18 protein-coding genes, 1 pseudogene and 1 riboswitch are annotated in these 18,951 nt (G+C 74.5%); of the genes and pseudogenes, 14 read left to right on the top strand and 5 right to left on the bottom strand.

What is annotated here, in order from left to right; translation table 11 throughout:
* Window positions 1-67: 67 nt before the first annotated feature.
* The 3 genes from KVF89_RS12485 to KVF89_RS12495 are packed head-to-tail and all read right to left on the bottom strand — an operon-like array spanning window position 68 to window position 3,118.
* A complete protein-coding gene (locus KVF89_RS12485; RefSeq protein WP_257425887.1) occupies window positions 68-1,246 on the bottom strand; it encodes a bifunctional RNase H/acid phosphatase in 1,179 nt (392 codons plus the stop codon).
* On the bottom strand, window positions 1,243-1,986 hold the full coding sequence (locus KVF89_RS12490) for a zinc ribbon domain-containing protein (RefSeq protein ID WP_257425888.1): 744 nt from the start codon (window positions 1,984-1,986) through the stop codon (window positions 1,243-1,245). The genes KVF89_RS12485 and KVF89_RS12490 overlap by 4 nt, the downstream gene beginning before the upstream one ends.
* A 10-nt stretch (window positions 1,987-1,996) precedes the next feature.
* On the bottom strand, window positions 1,997-3,118 hold the full coding sequence (locus tag KVF89_RS12495; protein ID WP_257425889.1) for a Nif3-like dinuclear metal center hexameric protein: 1,122 nt from the start codon (window positions 3,116-3,118) through the stop codon (window positions 1,997-1,999).
* A 35-nt stretch (window positions 3,119-3,153) separates the two neighbouring features.
* Window positions 3,154-3,358, top strand: a riboswitch (cobalamin riboswitch).
* A 57-nt stretch (window positions 3,359-3,415) separates the two neighbouring features.
* Here KVF89_RS12495 and KVF89_RS12500 point away from each other — a divergent pair.
* The 9 genes and pseudogenes from KVF89_RS12500 to cobBC all read left to right on the top strand — a co-directional run bounded on the left by KVF89_RS12500 (window position 3,416) and on the right by cobBC (window position 14,117).
* Window positions 3,416-4,270: a ferredoxin-like domain-containing protein gene (locus KVF89_RS12500; RefSeq protein ID WP_257425890.1), complete on the top strand. Its 855-nt coding sequence runs from the start codon at window positions 3,416-3,418 to the stop codon at window positions 4,268-4,270.
* 32 nt (window positions 4,271-4,302) lie between these two features.
* Complete coding sequence (locus KVF89_RS12505; protein ID WP_257425953.1) at window positions 4,303-4,977, top strand: precorrin-8X methylmutase; 675 nt, start codon at window positions 4,303-4,305, stop codon at window positions 4,975-4,977.
* Window positions 4,974-6,545 carry a precorrin-3B C(17)-methyltransferase gene (gene cobJ, locus KVF89_RS12510; RefSeq protein WP_257425891.1) on the top strand — a complete coding sequence of 524 codons (1,572 nt, stop codon included), beginning with the start codon at window positions 4,974-4,976 and terminating at the stop codon, window positions 6,543-6,545. The genes KVF89_RS12505 and cobJ overlap by 4 nt, the downstream gene beginning before the upstream one ends.
* Window positions 6,546-6,553: 8 nt before the next feature.
* Entirely contained in the window at window positions 6,554-7,771 is a 1,218-nt protein-coding gene (gene cbiE, locus KVF89_RS12515; RefSeq protein WP_257425892.1) for a precorrin-6y C5,15-methyltransferase (decarboxylating) subunit CbiE, read from the top strand.
* A complete protein-coding gene (locus KVF89_RS12520) occupies window positions 7,768-8,535 on the top strand; it encodes a cobalt-precorrin-4/precorrin-4 C(11)-methyltransferase (RefSeq protein WP_257425893.1) in 768 nt (255 codons plus the stop codon). Before cbiE ends, KVF89_RS12520 begins: the two co-directional genes overlap by 4 nt.
* Window positions 8,532-10,514, top strand: coding sequence for a VWA domain-containing protein (locus KVF89_RS12525; RefSeq protein ID WP_257425894.1), 1,983 nt, complete (start codon window positions 8,532-8,534; stop codon window positions 10,512-10,514). The genes KVF89_RS12520 and KVF89_RS12525 overlap by 4 nt, the downstream gene beginning before the upstream one ends.
* The gene (gene bluB / locus KVF89_RS12530) at window positions 10,511-11,152 is read left to right on the top strand and encodes a 5,6-dimethylbenzimidazole synthase (protein WP_257425895.1); all 642 of its coding nucleotides are present in this window, start codon (window positions 10,511-10,513) and stop codon (window positions 11,150-11,152) included. The genes KVF89_RS12525 and bluB overlap by 4 nt, the downstream gene beginning before the upstream one ends.
* Window positions 11,145-11,741, top strand: a complete 597-nt coding sequence (gene cobO, locus KVF89_RS12535; RefSeq protein WP_257425896.1) for a cob(I)yrinic acid a,c-diamide adenosyltransferase — start codon at window positions 11,145-11,147, stop codon at window positions 11,739-11,741. The genes bluB and cobO overlap by 8 nt, the downstream gene beginning before the upstream one ends.
* Before the next feature lie 2 nt (window positions 11,742-11,743).
* Window positions 11,744-14,117, top strand: a pseudogene (gene cobBC / locus KVF89_RS30690) (bifunctional hydrogenobyrinic acid a,c-diamide synthase/histidinol phosphate aminotransferase CobBC).
* Here the strand turns inward: cobBC and KVF89_RS12550 are convergent.
* Window positions 14,114-14,794 carry a GOLPH3/VPS74 family protein gene (locus KVF89_RS12550; protein ID WP_257425899.1) on the bottom strand — a complete coding sequence of 227 codons (681 nt, stop codon included), beginning with the start codon at window positions 14,792-14,794 and terminating at the stop codon, window positions 14,114-14,116. The pseudogene cobBC and the gene KVF89_RS12550 sit on opposite strands and share 4 nt — an antisense overlap.
* Window positions 14,795-15,109: 315 nt before the next feature.
* Between KVF89_RS12550 and KVF89_RS12555 the strand changes: the two genes are divergently transcribed.
* From KVF89_RS12555 to KVF89_RS12565, 3 genes are read left to right on the top strand one after another with little or no spacing between them, the layout of a single operon-like run.
* Complete coding sequence (locus tag KVF89_RS12555) at window positions 15,110-15,328, top strand: CbtB domain-containing protein (RefSeq protein ID WP_257425900.1); 219 nt, start codon at window positions 15,110-15,112, stop codon at window positions 15,326-15,328.
* Window positions 15,329-15,342: 14 nt separating this feature from the next.
* A complete protein-coding gene (locus tag KVF89_RS12560; protein ID WP_257425901.1) occupies window positions 15,343-16,203 on the top strand; it encodes a CbtA family protein in 861 nt (286 codons plus the stop codon).
* Entirely contained in the window at window positions 16,200-17,153 is a 954-nt protein-coding gene (locus KVF89_RS12565) for a cobalamin biosynthesis protein (protein WP_257425902.1), read from the top strand. Before KVF89_RS12560 ends, KVF89_RS12565 begins: the two co-directional genes overlap by 4 nt.
* Here KVF89_RS12565 and KVF89_RS12570 read toward each other — a convergent pair.
* The gene (locus tag KVF89_RS12570) at window positions 17,131-17,505 is read right to left on the bottom strand and encodes a winged helix-turn-helix transcriptional regulator (RefSeq protein WP_257425903.1); all 375 of its coding nucleotides are present in this window, start codon (window positions 17,503-17,505) and stop codon (window positions 17,131-17,133) included. The two genes, KVF89_RS12565 and KVF89_RS12570, sit on opposite strands and share 23 nt — an antisense overlap.
* A gap of 113 nt (window positions 17,506-17,618) precedes the next feature.
* On the opposite strand from KVF89_RS12570, the gene KVF89_RS12575 reads away from it, so the two are divergent.
* Complete coding sequence (locus KVF89_RS12575; protein ID WP_257425904.1) at window positions 17,619-18,467, top strand: NAD(P)H-binding protein; 849 nt, start codon at window positions 17,619-17,621, stop codon at window positions 18,465-18,467.
* Window positions 18,468-18,513: 46 nt separating this feature from the next.
* Window positions 18,514-18,948: a hypothetical protein gene (locus KVF89_RS12580; protein ID WP_257425905.1), complete on the top strand. Its 435-nt coding sequence runs from the start codon at window positions 18,514-18,516 to the stop codon at window positions 18,946-18,948.
* Window positions 18,949-18,951 lie beyond the last annotated feature (3 nt).

Consider the following 18,951-nt stretch of genomic DNA (forward strand, 5'->3'; position numbering starts at 1 on the left):
GGACATTCCTGTCGTGATTCGGGCGAATCCACGACAGGAATGTCCGGTACGACAGCAGACCGAGCCGCTACCAGCGGCCGGTGTCGCGCAGGGTGCGCCGACCGGGGGCGAGCGCGTTGAAGAACCGCATCGAGCCCTTCTGCTCGCCGGTGCTCGGGTCGGGGTAGAACGCCAGCACCGAGACCGCGGCGGGGGCGAGCTCCATCCGGAACAGCGTCTCCAGTGGGGCGTCGAGAGCATGCGCGACCAGGGTCTTGATGGGCGTGACGTGGCTGACGAGCACGACGGTGCGGCCGGCGTGGGTCTCCAGCAGCCGGGCCAGGCCGGCCAGCACCCGCTGCTGAACGGTCACGAACGACTCTCCGCCCGGGGGCGCGGCCGTCATGTCGGCGAACCACGCCTCCATCCGCGCCTGGTCGCGCTCGGCGACCTCGGCGAAGCTCAGCCCGTCCCACTCGCCGAACTCCATCTCGGCGAAGGCCGGCTCCTCCTCCACCGTGAGGCCCAGCGCGGCGGCGACGATGTCGGCGGTCTCCCGCGTGCGCCGCACCGGCGAGGCCACGACGACGTCGATGCTCTCCTTCAGCTCGGTGAGCCATGCCGCCACCTCGGCCGCCTGGGCACGGCCCTCCTCGGACAGCGCCGGGTTGTCGCCGCCGAGCCCGCCCGAGAACCGGCGGCCGGTCGTGTGCGGGGTGACGCCGTGCCGGACGAGCACGATGGTGGTCGGCTGGCCGGGACCGGTCGCCGGCGAGGACGCCTCCTCCGCCGCGGACTCCGGCTCGTCGGGGACGCCGTCCCCCGGCACGCTGACGCCCGACCTCGTGCCGTCGAGGGCCTCGTTGGCCAGCCGGTCGGCGTGGGCGTTCTGGGCGCGCGGCACCCAGGTGTACGTCGTGCTGGCGGGCGCGAGAGTGCGCGCCTCCGCAGCAAGCACCTGCATGTCGGGGTGCTTGATCCTCCAGCGCCCGGACATCTGCTCGACGACGAGCTTGGAGTCCATCCGCACCTCGACCTGGGCGCCGGGCGCGTGGTCGAGGGCCAGCTTGAGTCCGGCGAGAAGGCCGGAGTACTCCGCGACGTTGTTGGTCGCGACGCCGAGCGTGCGGGCGTCCTCGGCCAGCACGGCTCCGCTCGCCGCGTCGCGCAGCACGGCACCGTACGCCGCCGGTCCGGGGTTGCCGCGCGAGCCGCCGTCGGCCTCGACGACGACCCGCTCGACGGCCGGTCCGGACCGAGCCGTCACAGGCCGCTCTCGGGGGTGCGGACCAGGATCCGCTGGCACTCCTCGTGCCGGAGCACGGTCTCGGGCGGCGTGGCCCGGATGGCGGCGAGCTCGCCGGCGTCGAGGCTCAACTGGCAGCCGCTGCACTGGCGGGCCCGCAGGGTGCCCACGCCGATGCCGCCCTTGCTGGCGCGGAGCTTCTCGTAGAGGGCGACCAGGTCCGCGGGGATCTCCGCGACGATCGCGGCCCGGCCGCCGGAGACCGCGCCGATCTCGGCGTCGAGGGCGGCGAGCTTCTCGTCGCGGGCGGTGGTGAGGAGACCGAGGCGACCGTCGAGGTCCTCGACGGCGGAGGTCAGCTCGACCAACGCCGACTGCGCCTCCTCGAGCTGCTCCATCACCTCGAGCTCCTCGTCCTCCAGGGTCGAGATCCTGCGCTCCAGGGACTCCAGCTCGTGCTGCATCCGCTCGAGGTCCTTCGGGTTGCCGACGGCTCCGGAGTCCATCCGCTCCCGGTCGCGGGTACGACGGGCCTTGACCTGCTCCACGTCGGCATCGGCCTTGGCCTGGGCGACCGCCAGGTCGTCGACCACGATCCGCTGGTCGCGCAGCCGGCCGTCGACGTCGGCCCGCCTGCCGAGGAGGTCCTTGATCTCCGCGGCCTCCGCCGGGTTGTTGCGCTGGTGACGCAGCTGGTCGATCTGCGCGTCGAGGGCCTGCAGGTCGAGCAGGCGGAGCTGGGCAGCGGGGTCGGCGTTCACAGGTGTGTCCTCACAGGCGCATTGTCCAAGGATCGGTGGAGATCGCACTCACCCGGGTCTCGACCGCGTCACCGAGGGCACCACGCAGCAGCTGGTCGAGGACCGGCAGCCAGGTCCACTCGGCCGCCCAGTGGGCGACGTCGACGAGCGCCGGACCCCCCTTCTCGAGGAACTCGGCGGCCGGGTGGTGGCGCAGGTCGCTGGTGACGTAGACGTCGGCGTCGGAGCCGGCGAGCCGGTCGAGCAGGAAGTCGCCGGCGCCCCCGCACACCGCCACCCGGCGTACCGGACGGTCCGGGTCTCCGGCCACCCGCACGCCGTGCTGGGTGGCCGGCAGCGCCGCGGCCACCGACTCGGCGAAGCCGCCCAACGTGGTCGGCTCGACCGTGCCGACCCGCCCGGTGCCGACGCCGGCGAGCTGCGGGTCGGCGAGCTCGACGACGTCGTAGGCGGGCTCCTCGTAGGGGTGGGCCGCCAGCATCGCGCGGACCACCGCGCTCCGGCGGCCGCGCGGGAGGACTACCTCGATCCGCACCTCGTCGACCGTCTCCAGCTCGCCCACCGTGCCGATCATCGGGCTGGCGCCGTCGAGCGGACGGAACCGTCCCTCGCCCGGGGCGCTGGTGAAGGAGGCGTAGTCGTAGTCGCCGATCCGGCCCGCGCCGGCCTCGGCGACGGCCGCGCGCACGGGGGCGGCGGCGTCGGCGGGCACGAACACGGTGAGCTTGTCCAGCTGCTCGCTCGGCGCCGGGACGATGGGGACGAGGTCCTTGAGGCCCAGCGCGACCGCGAACGCCTCGGACACGCCGCCGACCGCCTGGTCGGCGTTGGTGTGGGCCGTGAGCAGCGCGCAGTCGGCCTTCGCGAGGGTGTGCAGGGTCCGGCCCTTGGGCGTCGTGGCCGCGACACCGTGGACGCCCTTGAGGAAGAGCGGGTGGTGGACGAGCAGCAGGTCGGCCTTCCAGTCCGCTGCCTCCGCCGCGACCTCCGGCGTGGGGTCGACGGCGAGGAGCACCTTCTTCACGGGCTGCTCCGGGTCGCCGTAGACGAGCCCGACGGCGTCCCAGCTGTCGGCGGTCGCGGGCGGGTACCAGCCGTGGACCAGGTCGACGACGTCCTTGAGCGAGGGCATGGCGGCCAGGCTACCGATGGGCCGCGACCCGAGGTTGCTATGGTGCCCGTGCCAGTCGACCTCCCCTGGGCATGTCCCAGGGCGGTCAGGGAACCCGGTGAGAGTCCGGGACTGACGCGCAGCGGTGTGGGTGACGGGCGGAGCACTGAGAGATCAGAGTCACTGGGCCTCCGGGCCTGGGAAGACGCTCCGTTCCGGTCGATCCCGAGTCCGAAGACCTGCTGGCCCTTGCGACATCCGTCGCGAGGTCGATGTGGGGCGATCGCGAGGAGCCCCGGCCTCGAAGGATCCAGGTCCATGGCGCAGATCGCGCGCAGTCGTCCCGATCGATGCCCCGGGGTCGTGCACCCGTGGCCCGCCGACGACGGTGGCCTGGTCCGGATCCGGGTGCCGGGCGGACAGGTGCCGCTCGGCGCGCTGCGGGCGCTGGCCGCCGCCGCCGAGGAGTACGGCGACGGCCGGATCCGGGTCACGGGCCGTGCCAACCTGCAGGTCCGCGCCATGCCGCTGGCGCCGGACGGGTCGCTCGCGGCGCCCGCGCTTGCCGCACTGGAAGGCACCGGACTGCTGCCGTCCCGCACCCACGACCGGGTCCGCAATGCGCTGGTCTCGCCGCAGACCGGTCTCGTCGGTGGTCGCGCCGACCTGCGACCCGTGGTCGCCGCGCTCGACAGGATCCTGCTCGCCGACGACGCCCTGGCCGACCTGCCGGGCCGGTTCCTGTTCACCCTCGACGACGGCCGCGGCGACCTCGCCGATCGCCACAAGGACCTCGGCGGGGTCGCACTCGACGCGGGCACCGTCCAGCTGCGGGTCGGCGAGCAGTGGGGTGAGGTGGTCGCACTCGATGACGCGCCCGCCGCGCTGACCGCACTCGCCCACGCCTTCCTGGCCGCCCGCGGCACGGGTCCCGACGCCGCGTGGCACGTCCCCGAGCTCACCGCCCCGCTCACCTCCCCGCATGCTCCCGCCCCCGGTGCCACGGTCACGACCGGGCCGCTTCCGTTCGGCCCGGTCGCGGGCGGCCACCACCTCGCCGTACCCGAGGACGGGCTGGACCCGGCCACCATCGCGGCCTGGACCGCGCCGACCGTCGTCGTCACGCCCTGGCACGGCGTGCTCATCCCGTCGACCCCCGAGGAGACCCCGTGACCGAGCTGACCGAGCTGACCGAGCCGACCGAGCTGACCGAGCCGACCGGGCTGACCGCTCCCCCGCGGCGGTACGACTACGTCGCCGACGGACCGGCGATCTACGTCGACTCCTTCGCCACGATCCGCCGCGAGTCGGACCTGTCCCGGGTGCCGGCCGAGGCCGAGAAGGTCGCGGTCCGGATGATCCACGGCAGCGGGCAGACCGACCTGGTACGGGACCTCGTGATCCACCCGCGGCTGGTGTTCGCCGCCCGGGCGGCACTCGACGCCGGCGCGCCGATCCTGTGCGACGCGCGCATGGTCGCGATGGGGATCACCGCCGGTCGGCTGCCCGCGGACAACCCGGTGCACTGCTTCCTCACCGACGAGCGCGTCCCCGACCTGGCCCGCCGCTGGTCGACGACGCGCACCGCCGCCGCGGTCTCGCTGTGGGAGCCGCTGCTCGACGGCGCCGTCGTCGCGATCGGAAACGCCCCCACCGCGCTCTTCCACCTGCTCGAGACGATCCTCGCCGGCGGCCCCCAGCCAGCGGCGATCGTCGGGTGCCCGGTCGGGTTCATCGGCGCCGCCGAGTCCAAGGACGCGCTCGCCTCGTTCGCGGACGAGCACGGCATCGACATCCCGTTCGTCACCGTGCGCGGCCGCCGAGGCGGGTCCGCGATGGCGTCGTCCGCGGTCAACGCGCTCGCCCAGGAGCAGGAGTGACGTCGGCGGCCGGTCGGTTCCTCGTCGTCGGCATCGGCCCCGGCGATCCCGAGCTGATCACCCGCAAGGCGGAGCGGCTGATCGGCGCGGCTCCCGTCGTCGCCTTCCACGCCGGGGTGCGCAAGGAGTCGCACGCCCGCCGGATCGCCGCCGGCCTCATCCCGGCCGACGCGGTCGAGGAGGAGCTGCGCTACCCCGTCACCACGGGGACCACCGAGCACCCCGGTGGGTACGTCGGCGCGCTGGCCGCCTTCTACGACGAGTGCGAGGCGCGGCTGGCCGCGCACCTCGACGCGGGGCGCGACGTGGTCCTCCTCGCCGAGGGCGACCCGCTGTTCTACGGCTCGTCGATGTACCTCGTCGACCGGTTCCGCGACAGGTTCGAGGTCGAGGTGGTGCCCGGCGTACCCGCCTTCGCCGCGGCCACCGCGACCGTTCCGGCGCCGCTGGTGCGCCAGACCGACGTCCTCACCGTGCTCCCCGGCACCCTGCCGGAGCCCGAGCTCGCCCGGCGGCTCGCCGACACCGACGGCGCGGTCATCATGAAGCTCGGCCGGACCTTCCCCGCCGTCCGCTCCGCGTTGGAGCAGGCGGGCCGGCTCGAGGGGGCACTGTACGTCGAGCGCGCCTCACAGCCCGAGGAGCGCTGGCTGCCCGTCGCCGAGGTGGACGCCGACTCGGTGCCGTACTTCTCGCTGATCGTCGTCCCCGGGGACTCGGCACGCCCGGCGTCCGCGGGCCGGATGCGGGCAGGCCGGACGCGCACCGATTGGGCAGAGACCGCAGGTTCGGAGCCGGAATCGTTGCGGTTTGGGACCAAACCGCAACCCTCGGAGCTGCTGGTGATCGGCCTCGGCCCCGGCCCGGACGGCTGGCTGACCCCGGAGGCGAGCGCCGCACTGACCGAGGTCGAGCACGTGGTCGGCTACGCGCCGTACGTCAACCGGGTGCCGCAGCGGCCCGGCCTGCAGCGACACGCGTCGGGCAACACCGTCGAGGTCGACCGGGCCCGGCTCGCGCTCGACCTGGCGCTGCGCGGCGAGCGGGTGGCGGTCGTGTCGGGTGGCGACGCCGGCGTGTTCGGCATGGCGGCGGCGGTGTTCGAGGCCGCGGCCGACCCGGAGTACCCCCAGCATGCGAGCGTCCCGGTCCGCGTGCTTCCCGGGGTCAGCGCGATCCAGGCCGTCGCCGCGCGGGCCGGTGCGCCGATCGGCGCCGACTTCGCGGTGCTGAGCCTGTCGGACCGCCTGAAGCCGTGGCCGGTCGTCGAGCGCCGGCTGCGCGCGATCGCCGAGGCGGACCTCGTGCTCGGCGTCTACAACCCGGCCTCGCGCTCACGCCGCGACCAGGTCGTGGAGATGCAGAAGATCCTGCTGGAGCACCGCTCCCCCGACACCGTCGTGGTCGTCGGCCGCGACGTCGGCCGGGCCGAGGAGTCGCTGGCGGTCACCACGCTCGGCGGCCTCGACACCGACGGCGTCGATATGAAGTGCCTGCTGATCATCGGCGCGTCCAGCACCCGGGTGGAGCCCGACGGAACGGTCTGGACGCCGCGGTGGGTCGACTGATGGGTGGGGTGCCGGGTCGACCCATCACCGTCGTCGGCATCGGCGCCGACGGACACCTGCCGCCCGTCGCCCGTGCCGTGGTCGGCAGCGCCGAGGTGCTGCTCGGCGGCGAACGCCACCTGTCCCTGGTGCCCGCCGTCCCCGGTCAGCTGCGGCTGCCGTGGCCCCGCCCGGTCTCCGGACTGCCCGCCGTGCTGGCGGAGCACGAGGGCCGCAGCATCGTCGCGCTGGCGTCGGGCGACCCGCTCGTGTCCGGGATCGGCACGACGCTGGTCCGGCTGCTCGGCGCCGACGCGGTCGACATCGTCCCGGCGGTCTCGTCGGTCTCGCTCGCTCGCGCCCGGATGGGCTGGTCGGCCGAGGAGTCCGCCGCCGTGACACTCGTCGGCCGCGACGTCGACGCGCTGCGCCGCGAGCTCGCGCCGGGCCGCCGGCTGCTCGTCCTCTCCTCGGACGAGACAACGCCGGAGACCGTCGCCGCCGTGCTCGGCGACGCGGGCTTCGGCGCGACCCGGATGACGGTGCTCGGCGACCTGGGTGCCGAGGCCGAGTCGCGTGCCTCCTTCGTCGCGGACGGCGGTGCCCCCGACGGCCTCCCCCGCCTGCACGTCCTCGCGCTCGACGTCGCCGGGCCGGGTGCCGCGTCGTGGACGACCGGCCTGCCCGACGACGCCTTCGAGCACGACGGCCAACTCACCAGACGGGACGTGCGGGCCAGCGCCCTCGCCCGGCTCGCCCCGCGTCCCGGCGACCGGCTGTGGGACGTCGGCGCCGGCGCCGGCTCCGTCGCGATCGAGTGGCTGCGCGCCCACCCCCTCACCACCGCGGTCGCCGTGGAGGGGAACGAGGAGCGCGCGGCCCGGATCGGCCGCAACGCCCGCCGGCTCGGCGTACCCCGACTCGTGGTCGTCACCGGTCGCGCTCCCGACGCCCTGGCCGGACTGCCCGCCCCCGACGCCGTCTTCGTCGGCGGCGGCGCCACCGCGGACGGCCTGCTCGACCGATGCCGCGACGCCCTCACCCCCGGCGGCCGACTGGTCGCCCACGGCGTGACCCTGGAGACCGAGCGGCTGCTCGTCGACGCCTTCCACACGTACGGCGGCGAGCTGACCCGGCTGGCGGTCGAGCAGGTGACGCCGCTGGGCGGGCGGTTCACCGGCTGGACACCGGCTCGCGCCGTCGTGCAGTGGGCCTGGACCGACCATCAGGAGGAGAACGCCCGATGACCGTGCACTTCGTCGGCGCCGGCCCCGGCGCGGCCGACCTGATCACCCTGCGCGCCGCGGCGCTGCTGAGCACCGCCGACGTGGTCCTCTACCCCGGCACCTATATCGACGCCGAGGTGCTCTCCCACTGCCGCCCCGACGCGCGGCGGGTCGACACCCAGGACCTCGACCTGGACCGGATCACCGCGGTGCTGGTCGAGGCCCACGTCGCCGGGCGGGACGTCGTCCGACTGACGTCGGGCGATCCCTCGCTCTACTCGGCGCTGCACGAGCAGACCCGGCGCCTGGACGCGGCGGGCGTGCCGTGGGACGTCACGCCCGGCGTGCCGGCGTACGCCGCGGCGGCCGCGATCGTCGGCCGCGAGCTGACCGTCCCGCTGGTCGCCCAGTCGGTCGTGCTGACCCGGACCCAGGCGCGCTCGACCGCGATGCCGGAGCGGGAGTCGCTGGCGGCGTACGCGGCGACCGGCGCGACCCTCGTCCTGCACCTCGCGGTCACCCGGACCCGCGCGCTGATGGCCGAGCTCGCGCCGTTCTACGGCGACGACTGCCCGGTCGCCGTGGTCTCCCGTGCCAGCCAGCCCGAGGAGCTGGTGCTGCGCGGCAGCGTCGGCACCATCGCCGACCTGGTCGAGGAGGCCGGCCTGCGGCAGGCCGCCGTGATCCTGGTCGGCCCGGCGCTGGCCACCGACCACGGGCGCTCCGACGCCGAGTCCTATCTCTACTCCACCGAACGTGTGACCCGGAAGGAGCGCCTCCGATGACGCCCCCCAACAACGACACCCCAGAGATCCGACACTTCCCGTTCAGCGCGGTGGTCGGAGCCGACGGACCCGACGGCCCGGACCCGATGGCCCTGGCCCTGATCCTGACGACGATCGCCCCCGAGGTCGGCGGTGTGCTCGTCCGCGGCGAGAAGGGCACCGCGAAGTCCACGATCGTGCGCGCGCTCGCCGCCGTCCTCCCACCGGCCGACGACCGTCCCGTGCCGCTGGTCGAGCTGCCCATCGGCGCCACCGAGGACCGGGTCACCGGCTCCATCAACCTCGAGAGCGCGCTGGCGGAGGGCAAGGCCGAGTACGAGCCCGGACTGCTGGCGAAGGCGCACCGCGGCATCCTGTACGTCGACGAGGTCAACCTGCTCCACGACCACCTGGTCGACCTGCTGCTCGACGCCGCCGCGATGGGCCGCGCCACCGTGGAGCGCGACGGTGTCTCGATGACGCATGACGCGCGGTTCGTGCTGGTCGGCACCATGAACCCCGAGGAGGGCGAGCTGCGCCCGCAGCTGCTCGACCGGTTCGGCCTGACCGTGGAGGTCGCCGCACCGCGCGACCCCGCACTGCGGGCCGAGGTGGTCCGCCGCCGGATGGCCTACGACGCCGACCCGGGCACGTTCGCCTCCGCCTACGCCGCCGCCGAGGCGGCGTTGCGGGAGCGGATCGCCGCTGCGCGGGCGCTGCTCGGCACGGTCCGGCTGACCGATGCCGGGCTGCTCAAGATCGCCGAGGTCTGCGCCGCCTTCGACGTGGACGGGCTGCGCGCCGACATCGTCACCGCCCGCACCGCCGTCGCCCACGCCGCCTGGTCCGGCCGCTCGCAGGTCGCCCTCGAGGACATCCGGGTCGCGGCCCGCCTGGCCCTGCCGCACCGGCGCCGGCGCAAGCCCTTCGACGCGCCCGGACTGGACGAGGACCTGCTCGACCAGGTGCTCGGCGACGACGACCTGCCGCCCGAGCCCGACCCGCATGAGCCCGACCCGGACGAGCCCGACCCGGACGAGCCCGATGGTCCCGCTCCGGAGGGCCCCGGGGACGGGGACGGAAGTGACGACTCAACGGTCACAAGTGACGACTCAACCGCCACAAGTGACGACTCAACGGTCGAGTCGTCGCAAGATCCCGTCGAGTCGTCGCCGAGTGGCGGAGCGCCGGTGGCACCGACCGGGTCGGCGTACCGCACCCGACTGCTGACCGTGCGCGGCGTGGGCACGGGCACCGCCGGGCGCCGCAGCCGGGCCCGGACCAGCAACGGCCGGCGGATCGGCTCGACCGCACCGACCGGAGCGGGTGGCGCGATCCACCTGACCGAGACCATCCGCGCGGCGGCCCGGCACCAGGTCGCCCGCGGTCGCACCGAGGGCAGGCTGCTCCTGCACCCGGCCGACCTACGGGTCGCCGTACGGGAGGGACGGGAGTCCAACCTCGTCCTCTTCTGCGTCGACGCGTCCGGCTCGATGGCCGCGCGGCGCCGGATGGAGCAGGTGAAGACGGCGGTGCTGAGCCTGCTGCTCGACGCCTACCAGCGCCGCGACAAGGTCGGTCTGGTGACCTTCCGCGGCAGCGCCGCCGAGGTGGCACTGCCGCCGACGCACTCCGTCGACGCCGCCGCCCAGCGGCTGGAGGAGCTGCCGTCCGGCGGGCGGACCCCGCTCGCCGAGGGCCTGCTCGAGGCGGCGCACCTGCTCACCGTCGAACGCACCCGCGACCCCCAGCGTCGCGCGCTGCTCGTCGTCGTCACCGACGGCCGGGCGACCTCCGGCGCCGACGCCGTGGCCCGGTCCCGGATGGCCGCCGGCCTGCTGGCCGAGGCCGGGGTCACCAGCGTCGTCGTCGACTGCGAGTCCGGCCCGATGCGGATGGGCCTGGCGAGCATCCTCGCCGAGCACCTCGGCGCGGAGCACCTGCCGATCGGCGACGTCAGCGCCGAGGCGCTGATGGACGTGACCCGGAGGGCGGCGTGAGCCTCCCGGCGAGCAGCCTGTACGACGTCATCGAGCGTCGCCGCGACGTCCGGGCCGAGTTCACCGGCTCGCCGGTGCCGGACGAGGTGCTGCACCGCATCCTCGGCGCGGCCCACCGCGCCCCGAGCGTCGGGATGAGCCAGCCGTGGGACTTCGTGGTGGTACGGGACCCGGCCCTCCGGTCCGCCTTCCGCGATCACGTCGCCGCCGAGCGCGACACCTTCGCCGCCTCGCTGCCGCCCGAGCGCCGGGCGACCTTCGACAGGATCAAGGTCGAGGGGATCTGCGAGTCGTCACTGGGAGTGGTGGTCACCCACAGCCAGGCCCGCGGCGGGACGCACGTGCTCGGCCGTCATGCGATCGCCGACGCCGGCCTCTACTCGACGGTGCTGGCGATCCAGAACCTCTGGCTGGCCGCGACCGCCGAGGGACTCGGCCTGGGCTGGGTCTCCTTCTACCGCGAGGACTTCCTGCGCGACCTGCTCGCCGTCCCCGCCGACGTGCGGCCCGTCGCGTGGCTGTGCCTCGGCACGGTCAGCCACCTGGAGACCGTGCCCGACCTGGAGCGGCACGGTTGGCGAACGCGCCGACCACTCGCCGACGCCATCCATCACGACACCTGGAGGAACGATGCCTGAGGGCCAGCCGCTCGTCGTACCCGAGGACGGGCTCACCACCCGCCAGCGCCGCAACCGGCCGCTCGTGATGGTGCACACCGGGGACGGCAAGGGGAAGTCGACCGCGGCCTTCGGGCTCGCCCTGCGCGGCTGGAACCAGGGCTGGGACATCGGGGTCTTCCAGTTCGTGAAGTCCGCGAAGTGGCGCCTGGGCGAGCAGACCGCGTTCGAGCGGCTCCCCCCGGGGAACGGCACCGTCGAGTGGCACAAGATGGGCTCCGGCTGGTCCTGGTCCCGCAAGGCCGGGTCCGAGGAGGACCACGCCGCCGACGCCGCCGAGGGCTGGACCGAGATCAAGCGGCGGATCGCCACCGAGCAGCACGACCTGTACCTGCTCGACGAGTTCACCTATCCGATCAACTGGGGCTGGGTGGACATCGACGACGTCGTCGAGACGCTGACCAACCGGCCCGGCCACCAGCACGTCGTGATCACCGGCCGCCGCGCCGACCCGAAGCTGGTCGAGGTCGCCGACCTGGTCACCGAGATGACCAAGGTCAAGCACCCGATGGACGCAGGTCAGAAGGGCCAGAAGGGCATCGAGTGGTGACGGTGCCCAGGACCGAGCTGCCCCGCGTGGTCGTCGCCGCACCCGCCACCGGGCAGGGCAAGACGACCGTCGCCACCGGCCTGATGGCAGCAGCGGTGGCCGCGGGGCAGGCCGTGAGCGGACACAAGGTGGGTCCGGACTACATCGACCCGGGCTACCACGCGCTGGCCTGCGGGCGTCCGGGCCGCAACCTCGACCCGCACCTCGTCGGCGAGGAGCTCGTCGCCCCGCTGCTGCTGCACGGCGCCCGCGGTGCCGACGTCGCGGTCGTCGAGGGCGTGATGGGCCTGTACGACGGCCGGGTCGGCGGCGACGGGTTCTCCTCCACCGCGCACGTGGCCGCGCTGACCCGCACCCCTGTCGTGCTCGTCGTCGACATCTCCCGCTCCTCCCGGTCCATCGGCGCGGTCGTGCACGGCATGGCCACCTGGGACCCGTCGGTCGAGGTCGCCGGCGTGATCCTCAACCAGGCGGGCTCCGCCCGGCACGCCGAGGAGGTCCGCTCCTCGATCTCCCTGCCGGTCCTGGGCGTGATCCCCCGCGACGCCTCGATCGCCACCCCGTCGCGCCACCTCGGTCTGGTCACCGCGGCCGAGCGCGGCGAGTCCGCTGCCGTCGTCGCGCGGCTCGCCGAGGTGATCGCCGAGCACGTCGACCTCGACGCCGTGCTGACCATCGCCCGGTCCGCACCACCCCTCGCGGCTGATCCGTGGCTCCCCGACCCGGCGCAGATTGAACGCGAGGACACATCGACCCGGCGCAGATTGAACCGCCGACCGGTCGCCGTGGCCGCCGGCCGCGCCTTCACCTTCCGGTACGCCGAGACGGCGGAGCTGCTCGCCGCGCACGGCTGCGAGGTGGTCCCCTTCGACCCGGCGCTCGATCCCGCCCTGCCGGCCGGGACCGCGGGCCTGTACCTCGGCGGCGGCTTCCCCGAGGTCCACGCCGCCGACCTGGCGGCCAACACCGCGCTGCGCACGGAGATCAGGACCGCCGTCCTCGACGGACTCCCCACCGTCGCCGAGTGCGCCGGCCTGCTCTATCTCTGCCGCACCCTCGACGAGGCGCCCATGGCCGGCGTCCTCGATGCCGACGCCACGATGACCGAGAGGCTGACGCTCCGCTACCCCGTCGCCACCGCCACGGCCGACACCCTGCTCACCCGCGCCGGCGAGCAGGTGACCGGGCACGAGTTCCACCGCACGACGGTCGCTCCGGTGGCAGGGCCGACGCCCGCCTGGCAGGTGGACGGCGATGCGGTCGGCTTCGCGTCCGACACCCTGCACGCGTCGTACCTCCACACGCACTGGGCGGGTCACCCGCACCTGGCCTCGCGCTTCGCGGAGGCGGTGCACGCGCATGGCTGAGCGGGATCCGCTGCGCCACCACGGCGACGTCGAGGCCCGCGGGATGCTCGACCTCGCCGTCAACGTGTACGACGGCCCGCGACCGCGCTGGCTCGACGACGCCCTGCGCAGCTCACTGGACGCGGTCGGCGCCTACCCCGACCCGAGCGCCGCCCGGACGGCTGTGGCCGCCCACCACGGGCGGCGGGAGGACGAGGTGCTGGTGACCGCCGGGGCCGCGGAGGCCTTCACCCTGGTGGCCCGCCTGCGACCGTGGCGGCGCCCGGTGGTGGTGCACCCGCAGTTCACCGAGCCGCACGCCGCGCTGGAGCAGGCCGGCCATGCGGTGACGCCGGTCGTGCTGCGCGAGCCGTTCGAGCTCGACCCGGCGCTCGTGCCGGAGGACGCCGACCTCGTGGTGGTCGGCAACCCGACCAACCCGACCGGTGTCCTGCACCCCGCCGACCTGCTGGCGGGACTGCGCCGGCCCGGGCGGCTGGTCGTGGTCGACGAGGCGTTCATGGACTGCGTCCCGGGCGAGCCGGAGTCGCTGGCCGGCGTACCGCTCGACGGGCTGCTGGTGCTGCGCTCGCTGACGAAGCACTGGGGCATCCCCGGCATCCGCGCCGGCTACGTCGTCGGCGACCCCGCCGTCGTCATGGGCCTGGCGCGGGCGCAGACGCCGTGGTCGGTCGGCACGACGGCCGCCGCCGCGGTCGTCGCCTGCGCGACGCCCGAGGCGGCACGGGAGGCGCGGCGGCGGGCCGAGCAGGTCCGGGACCGGCGCGAGCACCTCGAGAAGGGCCTCGCCGACCTCGGCATCCACCACCTGCCGTCCACGACGTCCTTCGTGCTCGCGCAGGTCGGTGACGGCGTGCACGCGCGGCTGCGCGACGCCGGCATCGCCGTACGCCGGGCCGACACCTTCCCCGGCCTCGACGGCAGCTGGATCCGGATCGCCGTACGGCCGCCGGGCACGACCGATCTCCTGCTGACGGGTCTGGCGGACCTGGCGAACCTGGCCAGCTAGGAGCCCCCGGCCGCCCCGCCGGCGGCGGCCGCCACCACGGCCGCGGTGACCGCCGCGGTGACGGCGGCGTTGGCAGCGGTGACGGCGGCGTTCGTGACCGCGCCGGCCCACTCCCCGCGCGCCACGTCCTTCGCCCGACGGACCGCGGCCCTCCGGTCCGGACCGGCCACCAGCTTCGACACGGCGCCGCCCGACGACAGCAGCCCGACGAGCGGACCGGTCGCCTCGTCGGGCTCCGCCCGACCCAGCAGGACCGCCAGCACCGGCGCGAGGACCGCGTCGCGCCGGGCGATGTCGACAACGTCGTACCGGGTCCGGGAGAAGACCCCCAGCACCTTCTCCCGGCGCGGCGCGACCGCCTCCTCGGCGGCGAGCTGGTCGAGCACCCGCCTGCGGGCACCCTTGCCGAGCCGTGGGACGACGGTGGCAGCCCTGGCGTCGTGCCCCGGCCTCAGGCCGGCCAGCGCCCGGTCGTGCACCGCGGATCCGAGCGGCGTCGTCGTCAGCACCCGGACCCGCGCGCGCTTCGGCGGCCCCACCACCTCACACCGCTCGGCCAGGACCAGGTCGACGAGCAGCGCGCCGCCCACCACCGGATCGGTCTCGGTGCTGCCCAGCAGGCTGCGCCCGGACAGGGGGTCGGTCGTGATCAGGACCAGGTCGCCGGCGACGGTCATGCCGCGAGCATAGGCGGATCGCGCGCCTCCCGGACCCCATCGATTGGGCAGAAACCGCACGCCAACCGCCCGAATTGTTGCGGTTTGGGACCAAACCGCAACACCCAGGCACCCGCAGCGCGGACAGCTCCCCACTACCCCCCGCCGTGCCCTAGGCTCGCTCCCGCAGGCACGAGGAAGCCGGTGAGAGTCCGGCACAGTCGCGCTACTGTGACACCGCCTCCGCCCTCAGGGTCGGGTGCGGTGAAGTCAGGAACGAGTGCCTGCACACCTCACATCCATTGACCAGGGACGCTGAATCCCTGAGGAGGCACCATGTCGCAGTCCCCTGCCACCCCGCTCGCGCCGGTCGTCCAGGTGCCGGTCGTCCCGCTGCTGCAGCTCGGCACGTGGGTCGTCTTCTTCGGCCTGCTCGCGATGCTGGCGATCTTCTTCGTGAGCGCCGACCAGGGCGCGATCTCGCTCCCCGCCGGCAACGCCGTGCACGAGTGGGTCCACGACGCCCGGCACCTCCTCGGCTACCCCTGCCACTGAGCGGGGCGACGATCATGAGCACCGCTCGAGGGGACAGGTCTGTCCCCGGTCAGCTCAGCCCGGCCGCCTTCCTCGTCCGCGGACTCGCGGTGGGCCTGGCCGCCGGCCTGATCGCCTTCGTCGTGGCATTCGCCTTCGGTGAGCCGTACGTCGACGACGCCATCGCGCTCGAGGAGGCCGCTGCCGCGCAGGCGCCGGCCGACCACGCCGCGCCGGCCGACCACGGCGAGCCGGCCGACCACGGCGAACCCGCCGACGAGGAGCCGGCCGACGAGTCCGGCATGGTCGAGATCTCGCGGGAGAACCAGAAGAGCTGGGGCCTGCTGACCGGCACCCTCGCCGTCGGCGCGGCGCTCGGCGGGCTGGCCGCGCTGGCCGCGGCCGCCGTGATCGGCCGGCTCGGCAGCCTGTCGGCACGCGGCTCCACCGCGCTCGTGGCGCTGATCGGTTTCGTGGCGGTCGCCCTCGTGCCGTTCACGAAGTACCCGGCCACGCCGCCCGCGGTCGGCAGCGGCGACACGATCGGGGGCCGCACGGCGTCGTACTTCGCGCTGCTGCTGGTCTCCGTCCTCGCCGCCATCGCGGTCGTGGTGCTGGCCGACCGGCTGCGCACCCGCGTCGACGGCTGGACCGCCGCCTTCCTCGGCGCCGGCGCCTATCTGGCGATCGTCACCGTCACCGCGATGCTGCTGCCGACCGTCAACGAGGTCGGCGACTTCCCGGCGGACACGCTCTGGTACTTCCGCCGCTCGTCCCTCCTCACCCTCACTGCGCTGTGGGCGACCATCGGCGTCGGCCTGACCGTGCTGATCGGCCGCCTGCACGACCGCGCGGCGGCGGACCTCGTCCGTCGCGAGCTCGCCGCCAGTCTGTGAGAGCGGCCGGACTGCTGCTCGGGTACGCCGTGGACCGGCTCCTTGCCGATCCGCGGCGCGGCCATCCCGTCGCGGGCTTCGGTCAGGTCGCGTCGGCACTGGAGAAGCGCGCCTGGCGCGACGACCGCCCCGCCGGGACGGTGTACGTCGGCGCGCTGGTCGGTGGCGCCGTCGTGCTCGGCGTCGTGGCGGAGCGGGCGCTCCCCCGCACGCTCGCGACGGCTGTCGCCACGTGGGCGGTGCTCGGGGGCACCTCCCTGGACCGGGAGGCGGCCGAGGTCGGCCGCCTCCTGGCGGCCGGGCGGCTTCCCGACGCGCGGGCGCGGCTCACCCATCTGGTGGGACGCGACACGACGCGGCTGGACGAGGGCGAGGTGGTCCGCGCGACTCTCGAGTCCCTCGCCGAGAACACCAGCGACGCGGTCGTCGCGCCGCTCGTGTGGGGCGCCGTCGCGGGCGTCCCCGGGCTGCTCGGCTACCGCGCCGCCAACACGCTGGACGCGATGGTCGGGCACCGCAGCGCGCGCTACGAGCGGTTCGGCTGGGCGGCCGCCCGGCTCGACGACCTGCTCAACCTGCCCGGCTCCCGGCTGACCGCCCTCCTCGCCACCGCGCTCGGCCCCGACCCGCACGGCGCCCTGCGGGCGTGGCACCGTGACGCGGCCGGCCACCCCAGCCCCAACGCCGGCCCGGTGGAGGCGGCCTTCGCCGGTGCCCTCGGGATCCGGCTGGGCGGCACCAACGACTACGGCGGGAGGATCGAGCACCGGGCGGTGCTGGGCGACGGTCCGCTGCCCGATCGGGCCGACCTCGACCGCGCGCGCACCCTGGCCCGCCGCATCGGCATCGGCGCCGCGCTCACGACGGCCGCGCTCGCCGTACGACCACGGCGCGGGAGCCGGCGCAGGAGCCGGCGCGGGGACGGGCCTAGGACGCAGGCGCGCCGATGATCCCGTCCGCGTTGCGGCCGACCCAGCGCAACAGTGGGACCATCACCTCGGCCAGCTCCTCGCCGAGCGTGGTCAGGCTGTAGTCGACCCGCGGCGGCATCACCAGCTGCTGCTCGCGGTGGACCAGGCCGTCGGCCTCGAGCGTCTTCAGGGTCTGGGCGAGCATCTTCTCACTGATCCCCTGCGCCCGCCGGCGCAGGTCGCTCCACCGCTGCGGACCGTCGGTGAGCGACACCAGGACCAGCACGCCCCACTTGCTCATCACGTGGTCGAGCAGCACCCGGCTCGAGCACGCGGCAGGGAACACGCCGCCGGGGAACTGCTCGAAGATCGTCTCGGTACTCTCCACCACGGAAGTACCTTACTTCAAAGTGCGTACTAACCAATGGGAAGCAACTTCCCGGACAGTCCGTTGAGGACGTCGACAAGCACGACCCTCACCCGTCCCGGAAGGACCCACCACCCATGTCCCTCGTCATCACCGGAGCCACCGGCCAGCTCGGCCGCCTCGTCGTCGCGTCCCTCCTCGCGAAGGGCGTCCCGGCCGACCAGGTCGTCGCGCTCGGCCGCGACGAGGAGCGCCTCGCCGCTCTCGCCGACCTCGGCGTCACCACGCGGCAGGTGGACTACGCCGACACCGCCGCTCTCGCCGACGCGCTCGCCGACGCCGACCGGGTGCTGCTCATCTCGGGCAGCGAGGTCGGCCAGCGCCTCCCCCAGCACCAGAACGTCATCGCCGCCGCGAAGGCCGCGAACGTGGGCCTGCTCGCCTACACCAGCATCGCCAACGCCGGCACCAGCGGGATGGTCCTCGCCGCCGAGCACCAGGCCACCGAAGAGGCGATCGTCGCGTCCGGGCTGTCGCACACCTTCCTGCGCAACAGCTGGTACACCGAGAACTACACCGGCCAGCTCGCGACGTACGCCGAGCACGGCACCGTGCTCGGCGCCGCCGGTGACGGTCGGGTCGCCGCCGCCACCCGCGCGGACTACGCCGAGGCGGCGGCCACCGTGCTGCTCCTCGAGCAGCCGAAGGCGGTCTACGAGCTCGGCGGCACCGCGTTCAGCCTCCAGGAGCTCGCCACCACCGTCGCCGACGTCCTCGGCAAGGACGTCACCTACACCGACATCCCGGCCGACGAGCTGACCACCGTGCTCGTCGGTGCCGGCCTGCCCGAGCCGTACGCCGCCGTCCTCGCCGACGCCGACCTCGGGCTGGCGCGCGGCGACCTGGCCGTCACGCCGAGCGACCTCGAGAGCCTGCTCGGCCGCCCCGCAACCCGGCTCGCCGACGCACTGCGCGCCGCTCTCTGAGAACGGAGCCCGTGTGCTCCTCGCCGGTCGCGGGCATCGTCGATGCATGGCGACCGACGAGGAGCACACCCGGCCCGAGAGCGTCGACGACCTGACGGTCGAAGCGCTCGGCAACATCTCCGAGGCGCTGGAGGCGGTCGAGATCGCCCGCGGCCACCTCTACGCCTTCCATCGCCTCAGCGGCACCGCCGACCTGACCCTGGGCGAGGGCGTCGCCCGGCTGCGCTGCGCCGGGCACGACGAGCTCGCCGACCGGATCGAGACCGAGCTGGTCGGGCGCAACGTGCTGCAGGGGCGGTGGACCTTCCAGGTCGTCGAGGAGTACGACGACGGCTACTACGCCGACTTCAAGCGACTCGAGCGCGCCGCCCGGGGCGAGCTGGTCGCCGGGCGGCGGCACCTCTACGAGGCCGAGATGAAGGAGGACCGGCGCACCCACGGGCGTCCCGGCCACGAGCGCGAGCCCGCGGCCGGGACCTGACCC

Origin of the sequence: Nocardioides carbamazepini, from assembly GCF_024614185.1 — a bacterium.
Classification (GTDB): domain Bacteria; phylum Actinomycetota; class Actinomycetes; order Propionibacteriales; family Nocardioidaceae; genus Nocardioides; species Nocardioides carbamazepini.

What these genes read in the sequence shown, in the direction of transcription:
- KVF89_RS12495 (WP_257425889.1), bottom strand. Translation starts at nt 3,118, where the DNA reads ATGCCCTCGCTCAAGGACGTCGTCGACCTGGTCCACGGCTGGTACCCG.
- KVF89_RS12575 (WP_257425904.1), top strand. Translation starts at nt 17,619, where the DNA reads ATGTCCCTCGTCATCACCGGAGCCACCGGCCAGCTCGGCCGCCTCGTC.
- KVF89_RS12520 (WP_257425893.1), top strand. Translation starts at nt 7,768, where the DNA reads ATGACCGTGCACTTCGTCGGCGCCGGCCCCGGCGCGGCCGACCTGATC.
- KVF89_RS12525 (WP_257425894.1), top strand. Translation starts at nt 8,532, where the DNA reads ATGACGCCCCCCAACAACGACACCCCAGAGATCCGACACTTCCCGTTC.
- KVF89_RS12555 (WP_257425900.1), top strand. Translation starts at nt 15,110, where the DNA reads ATGTCGCAGTCCCCTGCCACCCCGCTCGCGCCGGTCGTCCAGGTGCCG.
- KVF89_RS12550 (WP_257425899.1), bottom strand. Translation starts at nt 14,794, where the DNA reads ATGACCGTCGCCGGCGACCTGGTCCTGATCACGACCGACCCCCTGTCC.
- cobO (WP_257425896.1), top strand. Translation starts at nt 11,145, where the DNA reads ATGCCTGAGGGCCAGCCGCTCGTCGTACCCGAGGACGGGCTCACCACC.
- KVF89_RS12560 (WP_257425901.1), top strand. Translation starts at nt 15,343, where the DNA reads ATGAGCACCGCTCGAGGGGACAGGTCTGTCCCCGGTCAGCTCAGCCCG.
- KVF89_RS12500 (WP_257425890.1), top strand. Translation starts at nt 3,416, where the DNA reads ATGGCGCAGATCGCGCGCAGTCGTCCCGATCGATGCCCCGGGGTCGTG.
- KVF89_RS12580 (WP_257425905.1), top strand. Translation starts at nt 18,514, where the DNA reads ATGGCGACCGACGAGGAGCACACCCGGCCCGAGAGCGTCGACGACCTG.